Origin of the sequence: Pedobacter sp. AJM (assembly GCF_002197755.1) — a bacterium.
In the GTDB taxonomy this organism is placed as follows: Bacteria; Bacteroidota; Bacteroidia; order Sphingobacteriales; family Sphingobacteriaceae; genus Pedobacter.
The window spans coordinates 802010-828185 of record NZ_NHOT01000001.1 but is presented as its reverse complement, the minus strand read 5'-3'; the positions used below and the strand labels follow the sequence as shown (position 1 = coordinate 828185).

Below are 26176 nucleotides of genomic sequence, written 5' to 3'. Positions count from 1 at the left end.
CCTTTATCAAAATTAATGACATTGAGCTTTGGTGTAAAAATTAGATTTCTGCTGTTTGTATTGGCCTGTTGCCTGATTACAACCTCTATCACATTAAGCAAATTTACCACCAAATCTGAGCTGCTGGAAAGATATGCAAGGGAAGTTCAAACTAACCTGCTGATTAAGGAAAAGAATGTAGAAGATTTTCTTTCCAATAAAAAAGAAGTACAGAAAGCGAAGCAACTGCATCATAACCCGAAAGGTGCCATTGATTTTTTAAACACTTACAGGAAAAATAAAGGAATCAACCTTTTAACTTTTCAACATAACCAACTTAAATTCTGGAGTTCCTATAAAGTAACAGATTTCGATCTTTCCAGGGTAAAAGAAGGAAAATCCGTATTGTTCTTTTATAATGGATGGTATGAAGTAATTAAGCATTCAGAAGGCAGCTTTTGTTTTGTTTTTCTGATTAGCATCCAATCTCAATACCCGTTTAGGGAAACACCATATTTTAAAAATGACATTGATCCGTCTCTGACGAATTCGAAAATACTAACGCTGGCTTCTTTTACCGATAAGGATGTTTATGTCATCAAAAGCCTGGATAACAAATTTTTGTTCGGGCTAAAAATAAAACCAGGATATAGCAACGATTATTATTCGGTTACACAGCTCTGGCTATTTATTGGCGGCATGCTGTGTATCTGCATGTTTTTTAATTCATTAAGCGCACTGATTGCCAAAAAAGGCTATCTTGTTTCAGGTACTTTTCTGTTACTGGCGTTCTTTGCTTTGTTCCGGTTTTCAGATTTATATTACGGTTGGTTTAACCACCATTTTTCACTATCACTGTTTGATCCGCGAATTTATGGAGATAGTTTTCTCATGCCTTCTCTTGGTGATTTCATGCTGAATGTATTTTCTTTAACCTGGTTTTTACTGTTTGTATACAACCACAAAGAGGAATACCAGTTTGCCGGATGGATCAAAAGGAGTAAAGTACTGGGTATCCTCATCCATGCGATTTTACTGGTTTTCATCGGCATTATAGCTTATTATAGTGATGAGGTCTTTTTCGGGCTTATTTATAATTCCAAAATCAATTTCGAGATTATTAATATTTTAAAGTTAAGCGGCTCAAGCTGGGTCAGTATTGTGATCCTGTGTTTGGTATGGTTTCAGATCTATCTGATTACGGTAATCACTGCTACAATAACGTTATCTTTGAAGGTTACCAACAAAGAAAGGCTGATTATCTTTTTGACCGCCTTTGCCGCACTTTTTGTATACAAAGCCTTAACAGATTTTACTGCCTTTTTTATTGTTTTTGCACTTATTCTGTTTATCATCGCAAGAGGAATCTATGTACAGGGAATCAGGTTCTCGGTTGGTTTATTTGCCATTGTTTTTTTCTGCCTGGCTTTCAATACATCCATTAAATACATTAAATATAAGGATATAAAAGAACGCAGCCTCCGTGAACCGCTGGCCCGCAAAATTCAATCGTCTGAAGATCCTAATGCCATTATCTCGCTAGGTGTATTCGAATCACAATTGCTTAATGATGAGTTTTTGGTGCGTTATTTTAAACAAGGCGCCGTTACCAATTATACCGTATTAAAAAACCACATTAAAAATTACATGGACGGATACTTGTCCCGTTATGATTATCAGATTTATCCTTATAACAGAAACGGACAGAGCATTGATAATGTGAGAAGCCAGCCTTTTTCAAAATATAAAGAACTGGTTGAATCAGGTTCCGTTAAAATTAACGGAGGTAATTATTTTTACCAGGTGAACAATACCTTTGGTTATCAGGACTATTTCGGTATTATATCTGTGATAGACCATGGGTCATTATTGGGTACGCTGGTTGTTGAACTCCGTTCGAAACCGTATAATTATAATAATAAATTACCTGACTTACTTGGCGATCAGAAATTGATCAGAGATGAAGACTTCAGGGGTTATTCCATCGCCTTCTATAACAATAACCGTCTTTTAAATCAATCTGGAAACTATACCTATCCATTAGACGGGCATAATTTTAAGGGCAAAAAGGATGATTTTGTAAGCAGTAGTGATAGCGCACTTCCATACAGTCACCTGATTTACAAGCCTTCGGATAATAAAATGGTGGTCATCAGCAAGGAAAAGGTGGGTTATGTGGAGCGTTTGGCGGCTTTGTCTTTCTTCTTTCTCGTTTTTATCATTTTCTCCTTATTACTTTACGGGTTGGTGTGGCTCATTAAAAACCTGGATGATGAACGGGTAGGCTGGTTTAGCATTAACCGCTCACTCATGATTAATGCCAACAAAATATTGTACAAAACCCGTATTCAGGTATCCATTGTGCTCTCTGTTGTAGCTACCTTACTCATTGTAGGCTGGGTAACTTATTATTACATGGACAATGAATACAGGGGACAGCAAAATGCCGCCATTAAAGATAAGATCAGAAAAGTACAGCAAAATTTTGAGAAACAGGTATTTAGCGGGGGGATTAATGATGACGAAAATGCCGTTGCTGATTTTAACAACTTTGCAGATATCAATAATGCCGACCTGAATCTTTATGATACAAAAGGCAACCTGATCATGACAACCTATCCCAAGTTATATAATTATAAGGTGATTGGTAAAAAGATGGGACCGCTGGCATATACCTATCTTACCCAGCTCAAACGGTCAGAATATATTAACCCGGAAGAAAAGGTGGGCAACCTGACTTACGCAGCTGCATATGCGCCTATTCGCAATGCACAGAATGAAACCATCGCTTACATTGGTTTACCTAATTATTCCAATGAAGAGGAATATTCTGATAAGATTGCACTTTTCGTCAGTAACCTGATCAATATTTATGCACTCGTGTTTGTTGCGGTGGGCGTTTTAGCCGTATTCCTGGCCAATCAGATTACGAGTCCGTTAACTTTTATCCAGGAAAGCATTAGCCGAACCAGGATCGGGCAACGTAACGAGCCTATCGTATGGCGGAGACATGATGAAATCGGATCGCTGATTAAAGAGTATAACAGCATGATTGCGGCGCTTGAGGCCAGTGCGGTGAAGCTTGCCCGCTCTGAAAGGGAAAGTGCCTGGCGGGAGATGGCCAAGCAGGTGGCACATGAAATTAAAAACCCGCTCACTCCGCTAAAACTGGGTGTTCAGCTGCTGGAGAAATCCTGGCGGGAAAATGATCCCAATTTTGAGGTTAAGTTTAAAAAGTTTAGTAAATCATTCATTGAACAGATAGACAGCCTTTCTAAAATAGCCTCTGAATTCTCAAATTTTGCCAAAATGCCTGATACCAATCTGGAGAAAATAGAGATTCTGCCGGTACTGGAGCAGGCCAGAGAAGTGTACAAAAATACCGGTAATGCAGAAATAAACCTGCTGAATAAATCCAGTCAGCAGATTTATATCCTGGCAGATCATGACCAGTTATTGAGGAGTTTTAATAACTTGTTTAAAAATGCCATTGAGGCGATTGAAGGCAATGAACACTGTTGCGTAACGGTGGTTTTATACAACGATAAATCGCACGCTTTTGTAGAAATCAAAGACAACGGAAAAGGAATTCCACTGGTATTACACGATAAAATTTTTGTACCAAATTTTACCACTAAAACTTCCGGAACTGGTTTGGGGCTTGCTTTTGTCAAGCAGGCTGTAGAAAATGCGGGTGGCGAGATAAGTTTTACTTCAGTGCCTGATGTGGGTACTACGTTTTATCTTACATATCCACTGGCATAAAGGCCTTATCTTAATTCTACCTGGGCTTTCCCCATTGTATTGCCATTAGTATATAAAATAACTGTATAAATTCCTTTCATGAATGATTTTGGATTCTTCCAATCGATCACGTAAGAGCTGTTGTCATTATTGTAGTCTATATAGATGGAATGACTAAACTGCATCTCCTGGCCATCGGCCTCAAAACGATCTCCGTCATCAGCCAGTAAATTCCCTGCAGGGTCAAATACCCGCAGGTAGATGTTGTGGTGGCCCTTTTCTGCAAGCTCATTTGGGATAATAGTAAAGCGAACGCTTAACTTTTCTGCAGCTGAAGATTTGCTAACCTGAACTTTTTTTCCGCTCGATTTTGTCCTAAAAGCAAAGATTTCTGCATTCTGCAGCTTTAATGCCGCTGCAGTTTTAACCTTGGCACTAAGACTGGCATTTTCATCTTCTAAGCCTGAAGCTCTATTGCTGATGTTTCTTAAGGTATTCTCCAGGCTGTCTCGGCTGTTTTTCAGGAAAATATTGTCTTTCTGAAGCTGGATAATCTGATCATTATAATTCTTCACAAAAACCTTCAGCTCACTAATCTGGGTATTGGCTTTATCCAGTTCGCCCTGGGTAATCTCTCCTTTTTCTAAAGCAAGTTTAAGTTCTTCAATTTTCTTTCTGGCTAGTTGCTGCTCTTCTACGAGTTTTTCATTTAAATCAAGATTCAGTGCATTTACTTTGTCAAGCTCTACTTCAATTTTCTCCACTTCTAAACGAAGTTTATCTTTTTCTGTACTTACTGTTACAAACTTTTTGCTCTGTTGTCTGTCTTTAAAAAATAAATAAGCGTTTGTTCCGACAAGTGCCGCAATAACAATGATCAGAAAGTAGATTTTATTCCTATCTCCCTTATTAATCTTTTGTGGTTCCATTCTTAATAATGCTGTATCTTCTTAAATTAATATACTTTTGTTCTCCCATAGGTATAAGGGGTACAATTAATTTAGCAGGGCGCAAAATAGAATTATTAATAAAATTTATAAGAGTTTTTAAAAAAAATCGTTTAATTGCTAAGATTCATTTGTATTACACACACAAATAAAACATCCTGAATAAAAAATAAGACAGAATAATGCTTAAAAACTTTCTATACGCACTTTTAATTGTAACTACACTACCATATATATTAAATGCTCAACCACCATCAAAAATTGCACCAAAAAGAGAGTTCAGGGGCGTTTGGGTTGCCACAGTGACCAATATCGACTGGCCCTCAAGGCCAGGATTAAGCGTTGACCAGCAAAAGCAGGAGTTGATCGGTATTCTTGAACGCCATAAATCACAGGGCATGAATGCCATTATTTTACAGGTACGGCCTGCCGGCGATGCTTTTTATGCCAAATCAAGGGAGCCCTGGAGCCAGTGGTTAATGGGAAGGCAAGGTTTGGCTCCGGCACCTGGATATGATCCTTTAGCTTTCGCCATTAAAGAATCTCATATCAGGGGGATGGAACTGCATGCATGGTTTAATCCTTACCGAGCCAGCATGAGTAGCAGCACTGTGTTCAGTGAAAATCATGCCATCAGAAAACACCCCGATTGGTTTTTTACTTATGGTGGTAAAAAGCATTTTGATCCGGGAATACCTGATGTCAGGGCATATATTGTTCAGGTTATTTTAGATGTAGTAAAGGAGTATGATGTGGATGGGATCCATTTTGATGATTATTTTTATCCCTATAAACTTGAAGGACAAACCATTAATGATTCGGAAACATTCAATAAATACAAAGAAGACTTTACTGATATCAGAGACTGGAGAAGGAATAATGTTAACCTCTTGATTAAAGAAATAGATGACAGTGTTCATCATTATAAAAAATGGGTAAAATTCGGCGTCAGCCCTTTTGGAATCTGGCGGAATAAAAACGAAGATCCGGAAGGTTCTGCTACCAGTGGCTTATCCAATTATGCGGAACTTTTTGCCGATAGCCGGAAATGGGTAAAAGAAGGCTGGGTAGATTATATCAATCCGCAGATTTATTTCTCTTTTACCAGGAGGGTTGCACCTTTCGGTACACTGGTTGATTGGTGGAGCAACAATAGCTATGGCAGGCATGTATACATCGGGCAGGCTGCCTATCTGGTAAATTCACGTGCGGAGAAAGCCTGGAGTAACCCTGCTGAAATACCCAATCAGATCCGGTATTTAAGAGAGAACAGCCGCATTCAGGGCAGTGTGTATTTTAGTTCCAAATCATTAAGTACAGTGGCAAGATCTTTGGCCGACTCACTAAAAAATAATTATTATAAATACCAGGCTTTACCGCCGCAAATGCCCTGGCTGGATGAAGTACCGCCTAATCAGCCACAGCAATTATCAGCCGATGCACTTAAAGATGGTGTTCATTTAAAATGGGAGAAACCATTAAAGGCTAAAGACGGGGAAACGGCATCAGGTTATGTGATTTATCGCTTTGCAGAAGGAGAAAAGATCTCTGTTCTTGATCCGAAAAACATCATCAGAATCAGTTTTGAAGATTATGTCTCGTTTATAGATACCGGTATAGAAAATGGAAAGCGTTATAGCTATCTGGTAACGGCCTTAGACCGCCTCAAGAACGAAAGTGAGCCCAGCGGACCCGTAGGTGTGGAGGTTCCTTTGGCAAAGGAATAGCGGAGTTGGTAAGGTGTGCGGATAGCGGCTTAGCTGATGAGTTGGGAAGTTGAAATGGTTCTGGCTGGATGGGGGAGTTGCTCATTTGATCAAGAAAACAGTAAATATGTGCAACCGATTGCTGTTTGGGGTAAATAGTTATACTTTAGTACGGGTATAATTTTATCAAACCAGGTATAGCATGAGCAGGAAGTGTAAATTCTTAAGATTTATGGGATCAGTATTATGGATTTATTTTCCGTTAATAATGGTGCTGAACTCCTGCAAATCGCCGCAAAACATGGTTAATTATTCCTCAGATCAGCGTGGCTTAAAAGACTTCTATCAATCTTATTTTTCAATTGGTGTGGCGTTAGGCATGAAAGACCTTGCCGGAAACGCGGTGCCGCTGATCAAAAAACAGTTCAATAGCATTACTGCAGAAAATGCAATGAAAATGGTTTCTCTGCAGCCCAGAGAGGGTGTTTTTTACTGGAAAGAAGCTGATTCTATCATCAGTTTTGCACAAAGAAACGGCATTAAAGTTCGCGGCCATAATTTATGCTGGCATGAGCAAGCTCCAGATTGGCTTTTTAAAGATCATGAAGGTAAAGAAGTAACCAAAACAGTATTGCTGCAAAGATTAAAAACACACATTACTGCGGTCGTAAGTCGATATAAGGGAAAAATTTATGCTTGGGATGTTGTTAATGAAGCCATAGATGATGATCCAAAAGAATATTTAAGAAAATCTAAATGGTTCCAGATCTGTGGTGAAGAATTTATTGTAAAGGCATTTGAATATGCACACGAGGCCGATCCTGACGCTAAACTTTTTTACAATGATTATAATACCGAAAGGCCTGAAAAACGGGAAAGGATTTATAAACTACTTAAAAGTTTAAAAGATAAAGGTGTACCAATTGATGGCATAGGTTTACAGGCACACTGGTCTGTGCAGGAGCCTGGCGAAGACGAACTTAGGACAGCCATAGAAAGCTATTCATCACTCGGACTTAACATCCAGTTTACGGAACTCGATATTTCCATTTATCCATGGGAAAAAAATAAACGTGCCCGCAGACCAGGTGAATCGGACGTGTTTACGCCCGAACTGGAAAAAGCACAACGGGATAAATATGCGATGGTTTTTAAAATTTTCCGCCAATATAAAAATGTCATTACAAATGTCACATTCTGGAATATCTCCGACCGTTATTCATGGCTGGATAATTATCCGGTAGCTGGAAGAAAAAATTATCCGTTGCTTTTTGATGGGCATTTCCAGCCTAAAAAAGCCTATCAGGAAGTCATTAACTTTAAAGATTAACCAGATGAAGAAACTAGTTCTTATTATGATATTCCTGGGTTGCAAAGCCATCAGTCAGGCTGCAGGTGTTGATCCATTCATTTCAAAAAGCTATGTTAAGGGAAGTTTTGCACTGGCAGGCAAAGGCATGGTATCTTCTATTCTGGTAAGTGGAAATGAATGGCCTGGCGTTATCCGGGCCGCTACTAATCTTCAGGTGGATGTTGAAAAAGTTACCGGCTTAAAGCCAGCTTTTCTAAGCGATAAAACAGCCAATACCGCCATTATTATAGGTACCATAGGAAAGAGCAATATTATTGATCAGTTAATTCAGGATGGTAAAATTAATGTAGCCGGTGTGGCAGGTAAGTGGGAAAGCACCTTGATTGAAGTGGTGATGAATCCTGCGCCGGGAATAGATTCAGCACTGGTGATTGCTGGCAGTGATAAACGTGGAACCATTTATGGGATATATGAATTATCCGGGCAGATGGGTGTTTCACCATGGTACTACTGGGCAGATGTTCCGGTTAAAAAAAGTGAAGCGCTTTTTGCCATTTCAGGCAGGCATATTATTGCTTCGCCTGCTGTAAAGTACCGTGGCATATTTCTTAATGATGAAGCTCCGGCACTTTCGGGCTGGAGCAAAAAGGAATTTGGGGGCTTCAACAGCAAATTTTATAGTAAAGTATTTGAATTGATTCTGCGTTTAAAAGGCAATTACCTTTGGCCAGCCATGTGGGGCAGCGCTTTTAACGATGATGATCCCATGAATCCGGTTTTGGCTGATGAATATGGTGTAGTAATCGGGACTTCGCACCATGAACCTTTGGCCAGGGCACATGATGAATGGAAAAGATATAAAGGTGGCAAATGGAATTATGATCAGAATCCCGAACAGCTGCGGGCCTTTTGGGAAAGTGGTTTGAAGCGTGTGGCTGATAAGGAGCAGATCATAACAGTTGGTATGCGTGGTGACGGAGATGAACCGATGACAGCCGGAACGGCTACCGCATTACTGGAAAAAATCGTGAAAGACCAGCGAGAAATCATTGAAAAAGTAACGAAAAAACCCGCTTCTGAAACACCTCAATTATGGGCACTCTATAAAGAAGTACAGGCCTATTATGATAAGGGCATGCGGCTACCTGATGATGTTACCTTACTGCTTTGTGATGATAACTGGGGCAATATCAGGAAACTGCCCAAGCTTAATGAGGCACCCAGAAAAGGTGGTTATGGCATTTATTATCACTTTGATTATGTGGGTGATCCACGAAATTATAAGTGGATCAATACCAATCCCATCCAAAAAATCTGGGAGCAGATGAATCTCGCTTACGAGTATAATGCGAGTCAGATCTGGATTGTAAATGTAGGTGATTTGAAACCAATGGAATTCCCCATTTCATTCTTCCTGGATTATGCCTGGGCACCAGATGCCATCCCCGCAGAAAAACTGAAGCAATATACCATCGATTGGTCTGCACAGCAATTTGATAAAACCTATGCTATGGAAATTGCTGAAATACTTGACTTTTACTCCAAATATAACGGTCGGGTAAAGCCAGAATTGCTGAATGACCGTACCTACAGCTTGATTAATTATAATGAATTTGAGAATGTAGTTGCAGATTACCAGAAACTGGAGCAAAAGGCCAGATTCATTTTTGATCAGATCCCGGCCGAGCAAAAGGATGCTTATTATCAGCTGGTCATGCATCCGGTAGAGGCCAGCGCGAACCTTTACAACCTTTATTATCATGTGGCCAAGAATAAGCTTTATGCCAAACAAGGTCGTTTCGCCACAAATGCAATGGCTGATCAGGTTGCAGCATGGTATAAACGTGATGAAGACATCACCCAATATTATAATAAAACCATGGCCAATGGAAAATGGAACCACATGATGGATCAAACCCATATTGGCTATACCTCCTGGCAGCAACCTGAAAAGAATGCTATTCCAAAAACGATAAGGCAGACTTCCGGCTCGGCGCAAACTAAGCCACAAATGGGGCTGGCCATTGAAGGGAGTGATTCTTCCTGGGTAAGCAATGAAAAAGTAAATGTTGCTGTTCCAACTTTTGATCATGATATCAATTCATCACATTATATTGAATTATTTAACAGGGGTAATGGTTCTGTAAACTATCAGATAAAGGCTCCGTCGCATGTTAAATTGAGCACGGCAAAAGGAATCTTAAATGAGGAGAAGAGAATCCGGATCAGTATTGACTGGGGCAGGGCACCAAAAGGGAAAACACAGGCAAACCTTCTGATAACCGGAAGTGATGGAACAAAATTAAGTGTTCCTTTATCTTTAAATCATGCAACATATACGAACCAAATTGTAAATGCTTTTGCAGAACGCGACGGTTATATTTCTATGGAAGCACCAAATTACAGCAGGGCAATGAGCAACCGCCCGATATTTTGGAAAACCATCCCGAACTACGGAAAAACCACAGGAGGAGTGCTTCCGGTTCCGGTTACATCACCTGCTCAAAACCTGGATGCCAATACCCCGCATCTGGAGTATGATCTTTATCTTAACCGCGCAGGTACATTTAACCTTCATACTTATATTTCACCTACCATTGATTTCACCAATAGTGATGGATTAAAATTTGCCGTTTCCATTGATGATGAGCCACCAGTGATTGTCAATATCAGTGCCGGATATCAAACAGATCCCGCCTGGCGACGATCAGTAGCCGATAATATCAAGATCTTCAAAACAGCCGTGAATTTTAAAAAAAGCGGCAGGCATACCCTTAAATACTGGATGATAAACCCGGGAGTGGTATTACAGAAACTGGTACTCGACCTGGGTGGCCTGAAGCCAAGTTTTCTTGGTCCACCGGAAACTTTTATAAGTAAATCAAAATAAACTTAACCATTTATAAATCTTAAAATGATGAGAAACATTAAAAAATTATCTGGACTGGCCTTAGTTATGGCACTTGCAGTAACCAGTTCCTGCCAGCAAAATGCAAAGAAAAACACTTCAGAAACAGCTGATACCAGTAAAAAATCCAAGTATCTTTCGCAGCCTTTAATCAGTGAAATTTACACGGCAGATCCTTCGGCACATGTTTTTAATGGGAAAATATACATTTATCCATCGCATGATATCGATGCCGGGGTACCTGAAAATGATAATGGCGATCATTTTGCCATGAATGATTACCACATCCTGAGTATGGACAGCATAAATGGAAAGGTAACAGATCATGGCGTAGGTTTAAGTATAAAGGATATTCCATGGGCAGGCCGCCAGCTCTGGGCACCTGATGCAGCCTTTAAAGACGGTACTTACTACCTGTATTTTCCGGTAAAAGATAAACAGGATGTGTTCCGTATCGGGGTGGCCACGGCTAAAGATCCGGCAGGTCCGTTTAAGGCAGAACCAAAACCAATAGAAGGAAGTTTCAGTATTGATCCTGCCGTATTTACTGATACAGATGGTTCAAGTTATATGTATTTCGGAGGTATCTGGGGTGGTCAGCTACAACGCTGGAACAATGGCAAATACGATGCAAATGGTTCAAAAACTGATTCTCAAAAGGAAAACGAGCCTGCATTAACGGCGAAAATAGCAAAGCTAAATAAAGATATGTTAACTTTTGATGGTGCGGTGAAAGATGTAGTCATACTCGATCAAAATGGTAAACCATTGCTCACCAAAGACCATGACAGGCGTTTCTTTGAGGGCGCATGGATGCACAAGTATAATGGAAAATATTATTTTACATATTCTACCGGTGATACACACTTTTTAGCTTCGGCCATTGGCGATAGTCCTTTCGGGCCATTTAAGTATCAGGGTACTTTTATGAATCCGGTTCAGGGATGGACAACACATCATTCTATTGTTGAAGTGAAAGGCAAATGGTATATCTTTTACCATGACACCCAGCTTTCAAATAAAACGCATCTCAGAAATATAAAGGTGACAGCACTTACGCATAACCCGGATGGAACCATAGCCTTAATAGAGCCGATGAAAAAATAATTCAGCATTAACCTGATTGGTTTTAGCACAAAAAGGCTGATGATTTTCAAAATTGTGCGCTATCACTTTAAGCTTCGTAAGTTGAATTTTCGGCTTGCGAAGTCTTAAGGTTTACCCAATAGGTTTTATCAGTTTAGAAAGTGGTTGGTTATTTTTTTTAAACCACGTAATTTGCCATTACATAAGCCGCATAGAACGTGATCATTTATTTCGCGATGTAAAAGCAAAGTATTAAATTAGTTTGCTAAACCTAATTCTAATTCATGACCGAGCCTAAACAACGCCTGCTATCACTTGATTTCTTCAGGGGATTAACTGTTGCCGCGATGATTTTAGTGAATAATCCGGGTAGCTGGGGCCACATTTATGCGCCTTTAGAACATGCAGAATGGAATGGTTGTACACCAACAGATTTAATTTTTCCTTTTTTTCTCTGGATTGTTGGTGTTTCCATTGCATTTGCGATGAGCAGTAGTAAGGCAGATCCAAGCACACACTACAAAACCATCAATAAGGCGATCAAAAGAGGTGTTATTCTGTATCTGCTTGGATTTTTCCTGGCCATATTCGGCAAAATGATGGCCGTTATGACTGATGGTAAAAGTCTTTTAGAAGCTTTTCAAACCGTCAGGCTGCTGGGTGTTTTACAGCGCATTGGGATTGTATTTGTCGTAAGTAGCATCATTTTTCTAAAAGTTTCCACCCGGGGCATATTCAAATTATTAATTTCCATTTTAGCCATTTACTGGGCACTCATGACTTTTGTGCCCGTACCTGGCATAGGCTATGCAAATCTTGAGAAAGAAACCAACCTAGCTGCATGGATTGATAGAGGGGTTTTAACCGAAGCACATACCTGGTCATCATCAAAAACCTGGGATCCTGAAGGTATATTAAGTACATTACCGGCTATAGGTACCTGTTTGTTTGGCATTCTGGCAGGGGTATGGATGCGTGGAAAAGATACGGATCAACCTACAAAGGTAGCCTGGTTATTCACTGCAGGTATAGCTGCGGTTATTTTAGGGTTACTTTGGGATTTACAGTTTCCCATTAACAAAGCCTTGTGGACCAGTTCATATGTATTGTATGCCGGTGGTTTGGCATCTATCGGATTTGCACTTTGTTACTGGCTGATTGATGTTCAGGGTTATAAAAGAATTACACAGCCTTTTGTTGTTTACGGCGTAAATGCCATTACTGTCTTTTTTCTGGCAGGCCTGATGCCACGTATGTTAAATTTTATTAAACTGCCAAATGCTGACGGTACTCAATCACCATTACTTGAAAAGATGTATGCTACGTTTTATACGCCTTTCTTTTCGCCTGTTAATGCATCATTGGCCTGGGCCATAAGTTATGTGCTTGGTTTCTATGTACTCCTGTATTTCATGTATAAAAAGAATATCATCGTTAAGGTTTAATTGTTAAATTGGCGGAACAATCGGTTGAAAAATAGAATATGATAAATTGGTAGCCCTCATTACATTAAAAATTGAGTAAGAAAACAACTATATACGATATTGCCAAAGCTTTAAACATTACTGTTTCTACGGTTTCGAGGGCTTTAAGTGGTTTTCCGGCAATAAGTGAAGCCACCCGTAAGGCCGTAATTGAAACGGCAGAAAAGCTGAATTATAGTCCTAATAAGCTGGCTTCGGCACTAAAATCAGGCAAAACACATATTATTGGTGTCATTGTGCCCAGTGTGCAGGCTCATTTTTTTGCCTCCATTATCCACTGTATTGAAGACGGCTTAAAAGACAGTGGTTACCGGGTAATCATTTATCAATCAAATGAATCGGTTGAAAATGAAATTAATGGCGTAAAAACATTGCTTGAGGCTCAGGTAGATGGCATTATGGCTTCATTGTCTCTGGAAACGAGTGATGTATCTCATTTTAAGGAAATTGTAAAGCAAAACAAGCCCCTGATTCTTTTTGATCGTGTAAACGAAGATTTGAATGTGCCTACCATTACCCTTGATGATTTTAGGGCGGGTTATATGGCCACCCAGCATTTAATTGATCAGGGATACCGGAACATTGCTTTCATAACCACTATTCATCAGATTAAAATTTTTAACGACAGGCTGAAAGGGTATAAAGCGGCATTACAGGACAATCATCTGCCTGTTTTGGAAGAGTATATTCATTTTGGCGGATTATCCATTAAAGACGGCAGGTTTGGTGCCGGAAAATTAATGCGGTTTGAAAATAGACCAGATGCCATTGTTGCCGGAGATGATTTTACGGCATTGGGTGTAATTAAAAAACTGAAGGAGATTGATCAGACACCGCCTGAAATCGGGGTGATTGGTTTTGCGAATGAAGCATTTTCGGCCTATATCACGCCAAACTTATCTACCATTGATCAGCATGCCTCGCAAATGGGACAGGAATGTGCAAAAATGTTTCTAAAGATGATTCATCAGGAAAATCCTTATGAAAATACAGCGCATATTGTGTTAAATCCAACAGTAGTAGAAAGGCAATCTAGTACTAAATTGCCTTCCTGATGCTTAATTGAATAAGCTTTTGCTGATGCCCATTTCAAGGCCTCTGATTTCGGCCAGGCCTTTGAGCCTACCTATGGCAGAATATCCTGGATAAGGTTGTTTGCTAAGGTCATCAAGCATCTGGTGTCCATGATCCGGACGCATTGGTATTGTTCTGTTTTCAGCATGCATCAGTTTTACTGCTTCACGAACGACTGTAAACATATCAGCATCGCCCTCCAGGTGATTGGCTTCATAAAAATTACCGTCTTCATCCCTTTTTGTACTTCTTAAATGGAGAAAATGGATTCTTGAACCTAATCTTTTGATCATTCCCGGGAGATCATTATCTGGTCTTGCACCAAATGAACCACTGCAGAAACAAAGCCCATTTGATTTAGCCGGTACCTGGTCGATCAGGTATTGTGCATCTTTTTCTGTACTCATAATTCTGGGTAAACCTAAAATGGGATAAGGAGGATCATCCGGGTGGATGGCCATTTGCATACCGTGTTCGTCTGCAACCGGCGTAATCTCCTTCAGAAACTGAACCAGGTTTTGTTTTAAGATATCGGAGGTAATTCCTTTAAAGCCATCTAATAATGCTAAAACTTGTTCAGGTGTGAAATGATCCTTGCTGCCTGGTAAGCCCTGCAAACAATTTGCAGTGAGTTCATTTTTTTGTGTATCGGTTAATTTGTCGAAATAATGAGTAGCCTTTTTTATTTCATCTTCAGTATAATCTGCAGTTGCATTTGGCCTTTTCAGTAAAAATAAATCGAAAGCGATGAATGCTGATTTTTCAAATCGTAAAGCCAGGGCCCCGGTTTCAGTTTCGTACCTGAGGTTGGTGCGCATCCAGTCCAATACCGGCATAAAATTATAGGTAATCACCCTGATGCCGCAGGAGGAAAGGTTCTCCAGGCTTATTTTATAATTGTTGATCCAGGTTTGGTACTTCCCGGCTCTTTTTTTAATGTCTTCATGTACCGGTAAGCTCTCCACAACACTCCAGGTCATGCCGGTCTCTTCAATTTCAGCCTTTCTTTTCTGAATTTCTTCAACAGTCCAGATTTCACCTACCGGAATGTGGTGTAATGCCGTAACCACACCACTGCAGCCCGCCTGTTTAATGTCTGTTAAACTTACAATGTCATCTGGTCCATACCAACGCATGGTTTCAATCATTTTCATTTCTATCGTTTTGATTTTGGTTTAATATAATTGGTATTGCTGCTTGTTCAGTAAAAATTTTCGTGCTTTATTTAACAGGTAAAATTAAAATATTGGTTACAACTGTGAATTTATGTAAAAAGCACCTTATACCGTACTTTTAAAATGCCATAAATTGTAGAGGCAAAATAAGAAAAAAAATCATATTGCAATCGGTTGCATTTTCATGTCATTATGTATATCTTCAACAATTTAACCAGGTATAAATAAATATGAGAAAGCTGATTTTCATTTTTTTAATAGGCATAACGTTCCGGGGCGTTGCACAAATTAAGTTTAACAACCCCATATTATCAGGTTTTTATCCCGACCCCAGTGTAACTAAAGTTGGATCAGATTACTATCTGGTCAACTCAACTTTCTCGTATTTTCCAGGTATTCCTGTGTTTCATAGTCAGGATTTAAAAAACTGGAAGCAGATTGGAAATGTAATCGATCGCCCTGGTCAGATGAATTTTATGGACAATCGCGTTTCCAGGGGATTATTCGCGCCAGCAATTCATTATCATAATGGATTATTTTACGTTACCTGCACTTTGATAGATGGAAAGGGTAATTTTGTGGTCACGGCTAAAAACCCTGCGGGGCCATGGAGCGATCCTGTTTGGCTGCCTCAGGTGAAGGGAATCGATCCGTCTTTATTTTTCGATCGTGATAAAGCTTATATTATTTACAACAGTGATGCGCCGGATAATAAACCCTTGTACAGTGGCCACAGAACAATCAGGATGTACGAATTTGATCCTGAAACCTTAAGCGTTCGGGGTGAAGAAATACCACTGGTTAATGGCGGTGTTGATATCAGTAAAAAACCGGTTTGGATTGAGGGACCACATATTTTTAAAAGAGGAGAATGGTATTACCTCTGTGCTGCGGAGGGAGGAACATCAGTAAATCATTCACAGGTGGTATTAAGAAGTAAATCCGTATCGGGGCCATATCTGCCTTATGAAAATAATCCGATTTTAACACAGCGGAACTTAGATCCCAACAGGAAAAATCCTGTTACTTCGGCTGGTCATGCAGAACTTGTAGAAGGTCCGGATGGAAATACCTATGCTGTTTTCTTAGCGGTCCGGCCATATGAGGGCGATTATTACAATACCGGGCGGGAAACTTTTATTGCACCTGTAAAATGGGAAAACGGATGGCCTGTCATTAATCCGGATAGCAAGGAAATAAAATATAGTTATTCGGCTGGCTTCAAAGAAGTCAAGCAAAAAGACGCAAGACCTCAAAGTGGCAATTTCTCTTACAGAATAGAATTTAAAGACAAGCTTGATCCTGCCTTACTTTTTCTAAGAACTTTAGATACAAGCTGGTTTAAGCTTAGTAAAACTGATGGTTTAACGATGAATCTACTGCCCGAAACCTGTATGGGAAAAGCTAATCCTGCCTTTATTGGTAAACGATTGCAACACATAAAAGCCAAAGCCAGTACGGAGCTGGTATTTAAAGCCAAAACAGCTAACGAAAAAGCCGGGATAATGATTTTTCAGAATGAATATCATTTTTACTATTTATGCCGATCAGTTGTAGATGGCAAATCAGTATTGCAGGTTTTAAAAGGCGACCAGGATCAAAAAAAGGCGACGCTAATTAAACAGGTTGAAATCAGTGGAAATAATAAAGTATACCTGCAGATTGAAACAAATGGCGATAAATGTAATTTTCAATATGCTACACAACCTGATAAATGGAAACTGCTATTGGGTGATGTTGACGGGAAGTATCTGAGTACTAAAGCGGCAGGCGGATTTGTAGGATCTCTATTTGCCCTCTATGCTACTTCTTCCGGCGAAGCTTCGCAAAATGTTGCAGGTTTTAAATGGCTGGACTATGCGGGTAATGATGAAATTTACCGTTAGTGCCAACTTGCGAAGTATGGGCAGGATGTGGGTTTGGAAGAACTTCTTTTCAATTTAGTTTAATAAACAAAAAGGGGCTGTGTCATAAATCGATTTATCTTTGAATCTTGTCACGTTGAACTTGTAGAAACGCACTGAACGGCTTTTTTACAAGTCCTTCGACAGGCTCAGGAAGACATTTTGTATTTATGAAACAGCCTCTTAAATCTTAATTTATTTAGTCCTGAAACTTCCACCTGACGAAAGCTTCCATGGCTTCATATTCAGCCAGGCCGAGTTCATCATAGGCTTTAGCCGTTTCACGGTTGCGGTCTTCTGCACGTTGCCAGAATTCCCTTGAATCGTCGCCCGGAAAAACAGCCCGGTCTTTCTGACTCTGGTGCTTAAAGATCGCATTCCTTTTGCGCTCCAATTCCTGAGGAGAAATGGGTACGGCCATTTCAATTTCATGGGTTTCAAATTCATGCCATGCACCACGATACATCCATAACCAGCAATCTTTAGCCCATTCTTCCGTTTCACGGAGGCGGGTTAAAGCCGCAAGAATAATATTGAAGCAAACAATGTGCGTTCCATGCGGATCTTCAAAATCACCGGCAGCAAAAACCTGCTGTGGTTTTACCTTTTGTAAAAGTTGAATGGTTAGATCAATATCTGCATCGGTAACCGGATTTTTCTGGTTCTTTCCGCTTTCATAAAAAGGAAGTGCCTGGAAATGAATGTGATCATCTTCCAAACCACAATAACGCGCACCAGCAATGGCTTCACCTTTTCTAATTAATCCTTTAACGGTTTGAATTTCAGGAGTATCTACCTGGTTGGGTTGTTTAGCCTCAATGAAAGTCCTCATTTTATGGTAAAGATCTTTCAGGTGAGTGTTATCCATGCCCATTTTCTCTGTAAAATCTACATTAAATTCGACAAAACGCAAGGCATCATCATCCCAAACGGCGGTATTTCCAGAAGTTTGATAAGCTACATGCACATCATGTTGCTGATCAACTAACCGGATGAAGGTACCACCCATCGAAATTACATCATCATCAGGATGCGGAGAAAATATAATCACCCGTTTTTTCGCTGGTTCAGCTCTTTCCGGACGTTGAGAATCATCAGCATTAGGCTTTCCGCCTGGCCAGCCGGTAATGGTATGTTGTAATTTATTGAAAATATGAATGTTGATGTTGTAAACCGGACCCTTTTCAGTAGCCAGTTGCGCCATACCATTATTGTTGTAATCATCTTCTGTTAACTTTAATACCGGTTTACCTAAGGTATTGGCCAACCAGATTACAGCTTTACGGATCAATGCGTCAGTCCAGATGCAATCTTTAACCAGCCATGGCGTATCAAAACGAGTCAACTCTGAGGCCGCAGGGGTATCCAGGATAAACTCAACATGATCCGACAATTGCAGATAGGTTGCCGGAACCTCGCCAGAGATTTCTCCTTCTACAGCTTTTTTAATGATGGATGCTTTTTTACGGCTCCATGCCATCAGGATAATTTCCCTTGCTTTAAAAATAGTGCCGATACCCATGGTAATGGCTTTGGTGGGTACAAAGGTTTTTCCACCGAAATCACGTGCAGCATCTCTGCGTGTCAGATCATCCAAAGTCACCAATCGGGTACCTGAATTTGGTGCCGATCCGGGTTCGTTAAACCCGATGTGGCCAGTACGGCCAATTCCAAGTATCTGGATATCCAAACCGCCTAAATCACCAATTTTCTTTTCATAATCCAGGCAAAAGGCCGGAATATCTTCCAGTGCCAGGGTACCGTCAGGAATATGAACATTGTTCTTGTCGATATCGATGTGATCGAAAAGATTCTCATTCATAAACGTAACATAACTCTGCGCTGCAGTTGGCGCCATTGGATAGTACTCATCCAGGTTAAAAGTAATCACATTTTTAAAACTTAAACCCTCTTCTTGATGCAGTCTGACCAGTTCGGCATAAACTGCAATTGGGGTAACACCTGTTGCTAAGCCCAGTACTGCAGGTGTGTTGCTTGCTTGTTTGGATTTAATGAGGTTGGCGATTCGGTGCGCCACATTAACTGAAGCAATTTTTGGATTTTCGAACACGCTTACGGGTAGTTTCTCGAAACGTGTCTCCTCCAGTAGATTTAATCTAGCCATTTTTTTTATATGGTTTTTAATGTACGGAGCAGTAAAGATAGCGAGTTATGTGCAGTTTTTAATAAAGGTTATTTACTTTTATTGATTAAATGCCCGATGTACAAAAACTAAGCGCTATCAATTTTAACAATCAAGCCTGAATATGAATAATCAAATTCAAAACCTCTATCTGAAAGCAAATAAAGCTGAAAGACTGATTATTGGTTTAATGAGCGGTACCTCTATGGATGGTTTGGATATTGCACTTTGTAAAGTAAGTGGAAGCGGTGCGGATACGGATATTGAGGTGCTGGAATTTAAAACTGGAGATTTTACACCTGATTTCCGGGCAAAGGTTAAGGCGGTATTTTCTAAAAAGGAAGTGGATCTGCAGTTGGTTTGCCTGATGAATGAGTTGATTGCCGATACCCATGCCGGGTTGATTAATGATGCGTTGAAGGAATGGGGTTATCAAAATGAAGAGATCGATTTCATCGCCAGTCACGGACAAACCATTTTTCATGCACCAAAATCATTGCATCAGATGAATGATTATCCAAACGGTACCTTACAGATTGGTGATGGTGATCATATTGCCGTAAAAACCGGGATTATTACCTTATCTGATTTCAGGCAGAAACACCTGGCGGCAGGTGGTGAGGGAGCTCCATTGGCGGTATATGGCGATTATTTAATCTTTTCTAAAAAGGCAGAAGACCGAATCATGCTGAATATCGGGGGCATTGCTAATTTCACCTACCTCCCGGGAAGTTTGCAGGCAGATGAAGTTTTTTCTACCGATGTGGGGCCGGGTAATACCCTGATGGATCAGTTTATGCAACAGCATTTTAATCGGTTTTATGATCAACATGCTGCAATAAGTTTATCGGGGAATTTAAACCAGGATTTGCTTTCCGCCTTGCTGAACAATGAATTTTTTGAGGCCACTTTCCCTAAAACCACCGGACCAGAGTTGTTTAACCTGGATTATCTGCTGAATGCACAAAAAGCCTCCGGAACAGCAAACCTTAAAAAAGAAGATGTAATGGCTACACTCTGTCACTTTTCTGCCGAAACCATTGCTCATGCGATTCAAAAGTGTTTTGTCAGGGAGGTAAAGGCAAAGGTTTTAATGAGCGGTGGCGGGATGCATAACCCATTGCTGGTTAATTTATTGCGTGATAAATTGCCTGATTTCAGTTTTGGAACCACTGCCGATTTAAATATAAATCCAGATGCAAAGGAAGCCGTATTGTTTGCCGTTCTGGCAAATGAAACGCTTAGTGGCAAACCTATTAATTTTGGCCACAGAAAAGGAGTTCCTTCCGTGTGCATGGGTAAAATCAGTTTACCCCAATAGCTGGATTTAATTGATTTCTCCAGGAAGACTGATTACAAGGAATAAAAATTGGCTTTGTAAGTGATTTTACTAAATTTGTTTAAAATCCTGACCCTAACCTAATTTTATGGAAAAAATTTACCTTCAATGGTTATCGAAGTTATTTATGATTTTGATGATTCCATTTCTCCTGCTCTATTGTACCGATCCGGTACGGGCGCAAAACAAACGGTATACCATTAGTGGAAAAGTAACTGATGGTGCCAATAACACCCCCATTCCCGGGGCGGTGGTTAAAATACAAAATACTAACCTGGCCACAAGTACAAACGGGAGCGGAGCCTATACTTTTTCCGTAGACCTGGCACCAGGGAGTTATCAGCTATCTTTCTCTTTTGTGGGTTATAAATCTGCTGTACAATCCCTCACATTTGGTGAAAATAATACCATCCAGTTAAATGGCGTATTAAGCGGAGATGCCGTTGGTTTGGATGAAGTTATTGTTACCGGTACCTCTGCCGGAACAACCAGAAAGGAATTGGGCAGTTATGTCAGTACAGTAAAAGGTGATGACTTAAATAAAGCGCCGAGCGGTAATGTACTGTCTTCTTTACAAGGGAAGACCGCAGGTGCACAAATCAGTCAGAATTCAGGAGACCCTGCTGGTGGAATGTCAGTGAGGTTAAGGGGAATTAGTTCTGTAAACTCATCTTCAGAACCGCTATACATTATTGATGGTGTAATCGTGAACAACTCCACTACCAGAGTGACCAATACTTCTTCAAATTATGATGGCGGAAACGTAGTGGGAAGTATAGGCCAAAACAGAATGGTCGATATTAATCCAGCGGATATTGACCGGATTGAAGTTTTAAACGGTGCTGCCGCTGCGGCAATTTATGGTTCAAGAGCCAACTCAGGCGTAATTCAGATTTTCACCAAAAGGGGTGCAAGCGGGAAAGCGCAGGTTACTTTTAATACCAGCCTAACCATGAGCGAATTGCGGAAACAGATTGACGTGAACCAGTCGCCGGTTAAATTTGGTGGTTCAGTAAATTCATTCACACAGGATGTCATTCAAACGGTGGTAACGCCTCCGGCTACTACGGCAGCCTTATTAACAAATACGACCCCGGTTACCCGATATAATTATCAGGATTATATTTTCCAGACCGGATACGGTACCGACAATACCGTTTCTATCAGCGGAGGAACAGATAATACTAAGTTTTATACTTCAGCAAGTTATTTCACCAATCAGGGGATCATTAAAAACACCGATTTTTCAAGGTACAACCTGCGGGCAAACGTAGATCAGAAGATCACCGATTGGGCATCTTTAAGTGTAGGTATGAATTACATCAGGAGTGCGGCCAAGGAGAAACCCGACGGTAACTCTTTTTTTTCTCCGATGAATTCGGTCACCATTATTGGTAACTTCCATGATATTTTTGCAAGAGATGCCAATGGCAATCTGCTGGCGGTTGGAGAGCGTGGCCGGGTAAATCCGGTTTCCGTAATTGAAGATATTAAACAACGTCAGGAAACCAACAGAATCATTTCAAGTGCCAATCTGAAACTTAATCCAGTAAAAAACCTAACGTTAAATTTCCTGGTTGGTGTAGATAATTCTGGTTCAAATGGTTCTACTTATATTCCGCCGTTTGCTTATAACGTAAACCCCGATTTTTATGGTGGCGGCGCAACACTGGATGGTACGCTAAACGGTTATGCCAGTGCAGCGAGTAATAATGCCTTTCAGTTTAACAATGATATCAATGCCACTTACCAGGCTAAAATCAGTGATAAAATTGCTTCAACAACTCAATTAGGATATTCCTTTCAGTATGAGCAAACGCGATATCAATTGGTAAATGGTAGGGGTTTAGCTCCTTTAATTGAAACGGTTAATGCTGCGGCAACCCAACTGCCTAGTATGGATGGCAGAACACAGCTTTCTGTAACAGGAGCATATTTACAGCAGACTTTTAAATACAGGGATCACTTTTTCTTAACAGGAGCTGTTCGTGTTGATCAATCTACCGTATTTGGTGCCGATAACCGGACACAAACTTATTTCAAAGGCAACGCAAGTTATGTGTTGTCATCAGCTGATTACTGGAAAAATCTGGGTGTTTCCTCCTGGTGGGATACTTTTAAAATCCGGGCTGCCTATGGAGAATCGGGTAATTTAACAGGTATTGGTGCTTACGACAGGATCAATGCCTATTCAACACAGTCTTTTTTAGGTCGGGCATCCTTGTTTTCGAGCGCGACTTTGGCTAATGAAAATGTTAAACCAGAGCGTCAGCGTGAACTGGAGTTGGGTACCGACTTATCTTTTTTTAAAAACAGACTTGGGTTGCAGTTTAACTGGTACAATAAAAAGGTAAGTGATTTGTTAATCGCCAGCGTTACCGCTCCATCTACCGGATTTTCTAGTTTTCTGGATAACATCGGATCGCTGAGGAATAAGGGAATTGAACTGGTGTTGAATGGAACGCCAATAAAATCAAAAGATTTTAGCTGGAATACCACCGTAGTTTTTAATAGAAACAGAAACCAGGCACTTAATGTTGGTGGTTTAAGGTTATTCTCAACCAATCCTGGTGCGCCCGTGGCCATTATTGATGGTGAAGCAATCGGTGTGTTTTATGGAACTTTCTTTGCCCGGAATCCGGATGGCAGCTTATTAACCAACGCTGCCGGAATTCCGCAGCTGGAGCGTGGAATACAGAATTCGGCAACCACCTTTACACCGCAGCGTGGCACCGATGGTTTGCCTACCGGAACAACCTTGCGTAAAGTGCTGGGTAACCCGAATCCTGATTACACGGCTTCCTTTGTGAATGATTTCTCTTATAAAAAGTTTAATCTTCATGTGCAGTTAGATGCTGTTCAGGGGGGTGACGTTTGGAATGCCGACTGGAGAACACGCCAGGGTGTAGGAAGTGGTAAAGTGGCAGAAGCGGAACAACTCGGCCAGTTGCCGAGAGGTTATGTGGCCGGTGTGTACGCTACGGAAGAATGGCGGATTGATGATGGATCTTTTGTGAAGTTAAGAGAAGTTTCTTTAAGCTATAATGTAGGTAAAGTTAAATACCTGCGCGATCTGACCATTACTTTAAGCGGAAGAAACCTGGTTTCATGGGATCATTACAAAGGATATGATCCTGAAGTGAACTCAGGCGGTCAGTCTACTATTTTAAGAAATATCGATTTTGGATCGGTTCCCATTCCAAGAACCTTTAGTTTAGGTTTACAAGTTAAATTTTAATCGGCAAAGGAAAAATTTATGAAAAGTTTAAAATTCACTACCTCAAAATATATCACTTGCCTTGCTTTCACTTGGGCAATGGGTTTAGCTTCCTGTACCAAAGAGTATCAGGATCCATCCAGGGCAAAAACAGCTGTAGCACTCACTAATCAGCAAGGTCTGACGGCTGTGGCCATTGGTTTGCAAAGGGTTTATACCTTAAGCAGAACAGGGGTGATGTTTAATGCTGTTGCCGCCAATGGTTTTGTTACCAATGAACTTTCCTTACTGAATTCTGGAAATATTCCTGAATTACAGTTAAGTACAGGCGGAGCAGCTGTGGATGGTACGAATACCATTTTATTTAACCTGTGGACAAGCGCAAATAAGATTGTTTATGATGCTGATTTAGTGATTACCAATGCAGGTAACCTTGGTGATAAAGGATATGCATCCGGCCTGATTGCCTATTCCAGCATTTTTAAGGCACTTGCTATTGGCAATCTATCTCAATACTGGGAAAAAATACCAGATGGAACAGGGAAAAATGTCGCATTTATTACAAGGGCAGCTGGCTTCGCTAAAGCCATTGCTGTAATAGATAATGCTTTAAATACCATAACGGCTAATCCAATTTCAAGCGGCTTTAATTCAAATGTACCCAATATCAATATCGTAAATACCTTGCATGCATTAAAGGCAAGATATGCCTTGTTTTCCGGTAATTATTCACTGGCTTTATCGGAAGCAAATGAAGTAGATTTAACAAAAGCATCTTCTTTTAACTTTGATGCCACATCACCAAATATTTTATTTACCATTATTTCTTCGAATAATGTTTTTCAGCCATCCAATGTAAATTTGGGTCTGACAGGTGCTGATGTGCCTGATGCCGGAGATAAAAGAATCCCATTCTATACTATTTTTGCTGGAAGTCAGGTGGCAACCATCCGGATGAATGGCTTTGCGGCCAGTACAACAACGCCTTTTCCAATTTATCTGCCTGGAGAAATGACATTAATTAAGGCAGAGGCTTACGCCCGGCAGCCGGATTTGTCAAATGCTTTGGCCGAACTGAATAAAGTCGTTACCAAAACGACAGATGTTTTTGGTGTAACGGCAGCATTGCCACCGCTGAGCGGAACTTATACACAACAGCAGTTGCTGGATTTAATTTATAAACACCGTTCCATTGAATTATATGCTTCAGGCTTAAAAATTGAAGATATGAGGAGATTTAACCAGCCAGTCGCGAACCGGAAGCGTAACTTTTTTCCTTATCCCTTCCAGGAAAGAGATAACAATCCGAATACACCTGCAGATCCAGGTTTTTAACACGAATGGGGCTCCGAATCTTCGGGGCTCCATTTCTATAAAATATGCACCTCCCTGTTCTGGTATCTTGTTAATGACTCATGATCCTGATCCAGTTCGGTAATGAGGTAGCTGATGCTTTCAATGGGGCATACCCTTAAACGCAGCGCAATATCCAGTTTCTCTGAAATACACAATACTGCAGTCTTTTTTGAGGACGCCAGCATGGCTTTTTTAAGCTGGTTAATTTCCCAGTAAGTGTCTGTCAGTCCCTCTTCGGGATGAATGGCACTTGTACCCATCAGGCATAAGTCTGCTTTGAGTTCAGCAAGTTGGGTAATCACCTGTCCGCCATAAGTAACCTGCGAATTTTTAGAAAATAAACCACCAATCAGTATCACTTCTATATTATCGTATTTAGCCAACTCTACCGCCACCAGGGGGCTGATGGTAAAAAAAGTAGCCGCTATGTTTTGCGGAAGCTGCTTTACAAACTCTAAAATGGTGGTGCCGCCACCAGTTAAAACCACCATTCCGTCTGTGATCAGGCCGGTTGCTTTTTTAGCAATAATGATTTTACTGTCTCTGGCATAAACCGTACTGTCATCGAAAGAACTATGGTAAGATTTAGATAGTGCGCCACCATGAACTTTAAAAAGCAAGCCTTCATCTGAAAGTTCCTGTAGGTCTCGCCTGATGGTATCTTCAGATACGTTAAGCAATTGAACCAGATCGGAAGTAAGTACACGGTTATGCAGGTTGATCTGGCGCATAATAAAATCGTGGCGTTCTTTTTTAAGCATACTGAGGTATTTTTTACGGAAGTAAATATAAGATTTATTTG

The 26176-nt window shown here is 40.5% G+C and carries 15 protein-coding genes; 11 read left to right on the top strand and 4 right to left on the bottom strand.

From position 1 onward, the window contains the following. Positions 1 to 15 precede the first annotated feature (15 nt). Positions 16 to 3744 carry an ATP-binding protein gene (locus tag CBW18_RS03565; protein WP_088299845.1) on the top strand — a complete coding sequence of 1243 codons (3729 nt, stop codon included), beginning with the start codon at positions 16 to 18 and terminating at the stop codon, positions 3742 to 3744. A 5-nt stretch (positions 3745 to 3749) separates the two neighbouring features. Here CBW18_RS03565 and CBW18_RS03560 read toward each other — a convergent pair whose 3' ends face one another. Further along, entirely contained in the window at positions 3750 to 4652 is a 903-nt protein-coding gene (locus tag CBW18_RS03560) for a hypothetical protein (protein WP_088299844.1), read from the bottom strand. Positions 4653 to 4852: 200 nt separating this feature from the next. Between CBW18_RS03560 and CBW18_RS03555 the strand changes: the two genes are divergently transcribed. The 6 genes from CBW18_RS03555 (at position 4853) to CBW18_RS03530 (ending at position 14221) form a co-directional block, all read left to right on the top strand. Next, on the top strand, positions 4853 to 6397 hold the full coding sequence (locus CBW18_RS03555; RefSeq protein ID WP_088299843.1) for a glycoside hydrolase family 10 protein: 1545 nt from the start codon (positions 4853 to 4855) through the stop codon (positions 6395 to 6397). Between the two features lie 211 nt (positions 6398 to 6608). Beyond that, positions 6609 to 7706: an endo-1,4-beta-xylanase gene (locus CBW18_RS03550; protein WP_216359183.1), complete on the top strand. Its 1098-nt coding sequence runs from the start codon at positions 6609 to 6611 to the stop codon at positions 7704 to 7706. Positions 7707 to 7710: 4 nt separating this feature from the next. Beyond that, positions 7711 to 10578, top strand: coding sequence for a glycosyl hydrolase 115 family protein (locus tag CBW18_RS03545; RefSeq protein WP_088299959.1), 2868 nt, complete (start codon positions 7711 to 7713; stop codon positions 10576 to 10578). A gap of 24 nt (positions 10579 to 10602) precedes the next feature. Further along, positions 10603 to 11703, top strand: a complete 1101-nt coding sequence (locus tag CBW18_RS03540) for a glycoside hydrolase family 43 protein (RefSeq protein WP_371566168.1) — start codon at positions 10603 to 10605, stop codon at positions 11701 to 11703. 263 nt (positions 11704 to 11966) lie between these two features. Continuing rightward, a complete protein-coding gene (locus CBW18_RS03535; protein WP_088299840.1) occupies positions 11967 to 13127 on the top strand; it encodes an acyltransferase family protein in 1161 nt (386 codons plus the stop codon). Between the two features lie 71 nt (positions 13128 to 13198). After that, the gene (locus CBW18_RS03530; RefSeq protein WP_088299839.1) at positions 13199 to 14221 is read left to right on the top strand and encodes a LacI family DNA-binding transcriptional regulator; all 1023 of its coding nucleotides are present in this window, start codon (positions 13199 to 13201) and stop codon (positions 14219 to 14221) included. Between the two features lie 3 nt (positions 14222 to 14224). On the opposite strand, the gene uxuA is transcribed toward CBW18_RS03530, so the two are convergent. Beyond that, entirely contained in the window at positions 14225 to 15394 is a 1170-nt protein-coding gene (uxuA, locus tag CBW18_RS03525) for a mannonate dehydratase (protein WP_088299838.1), read from the bottom strand. Positions 15395 to 15645: 251 nt separating this feature from the next. Between uxuA and CBW18_RS03520 the strand changes: the two genes are divergently transcribed. After that, positions 15646 to 17301: a glycoside hydrolase family 43 protein gene (locus CBW18_RS03520; RefSeq protein ID WP_088299837.1), complete on the top strand. Its 1656-nt coding sequence runs from the start codon at positions 15646 to 15648 to the stop codon at positions 17299 to 17301. Between the two features lie 217 nt (positions 17302 to 17518). Here the strand turns inward: CBW18_RS03520 and nagB are convergent, their stop codons facing one another. Then, complete coding sequence (gene nagB / locus CBW18_RS03515) at positions 17519 to 19444, bottom strand: glucosamine-6-phosphate deaminase (RefSeq protein WP_088299836.1); 1926 nt, start codon at positions 19442 to 19444, stop codon at positions 17519 to 17521. 142 nt (positions 19445 to 19586) lie between these two features. Between nagB and CBW18_RS03510 the strand changes: the two genes are divergently transcribed. The 3 genes from CBW18_RS03510 to CBW18_RS03500 all read left to right on the top strand — a co-directional run bounded on the left by CBW18_RS03510 (position 19587) and on the right by CBW18_RS03500 (position 25353). After that, positions 19587 to 20783 (top strand): anhydro-N-acetylmuramic acid kinase, encoded by a 1197-nt coding sequence (locus CBW18_RS03510; protein WP_088299835.1) that lies wholly within the window; start codon positions 19587 to 19589, stop codon positions 20781 to 20783. A gap of 106 nt (positions 20784 to 20889) precedes the next feature. Beyond that, entirely contained in the window at positions 20890 to 24039 is a 3150-nt protein-coding gene (locus tag CBW18_RS03505) for a SusC/RagA family TonB-linked outer membrane protein (RefSeq protein WP_088299834.1), read from the top strand. Between the two features lie 18 nt (positions 24040 to 24057). Beyond that, complete coding sequence (locus tag CBW18_RS03500; RefSeq protein WP_088299833.1) at positions 24058 to 25353, top strand: RagB/SusD family nutrient uptake outer membrane protein; 1296 nt, start codon at positions 24058 to 24060, stop codon at positions 25351 to 25353. Positions 25354 to 25388: 35 nt separating this feature from the next. Here the strand turns inward: CBW18_RS03500 and CBW18_RS03495 are convergent, their stop codons facing one another. Continuing rightward, a complete protein-coding gene (locus CBW18_RS03495) occupies positions 25389 to 26135 on the bottom strand; it encodes a DeoR/GlpR family DNA-binding transcription regulator (protein ID WP_088299958.1) in 747 nt (248 codons plus the stop codon). Positions 26136 to 26176 lie beyond the last annotated feature (41 nt).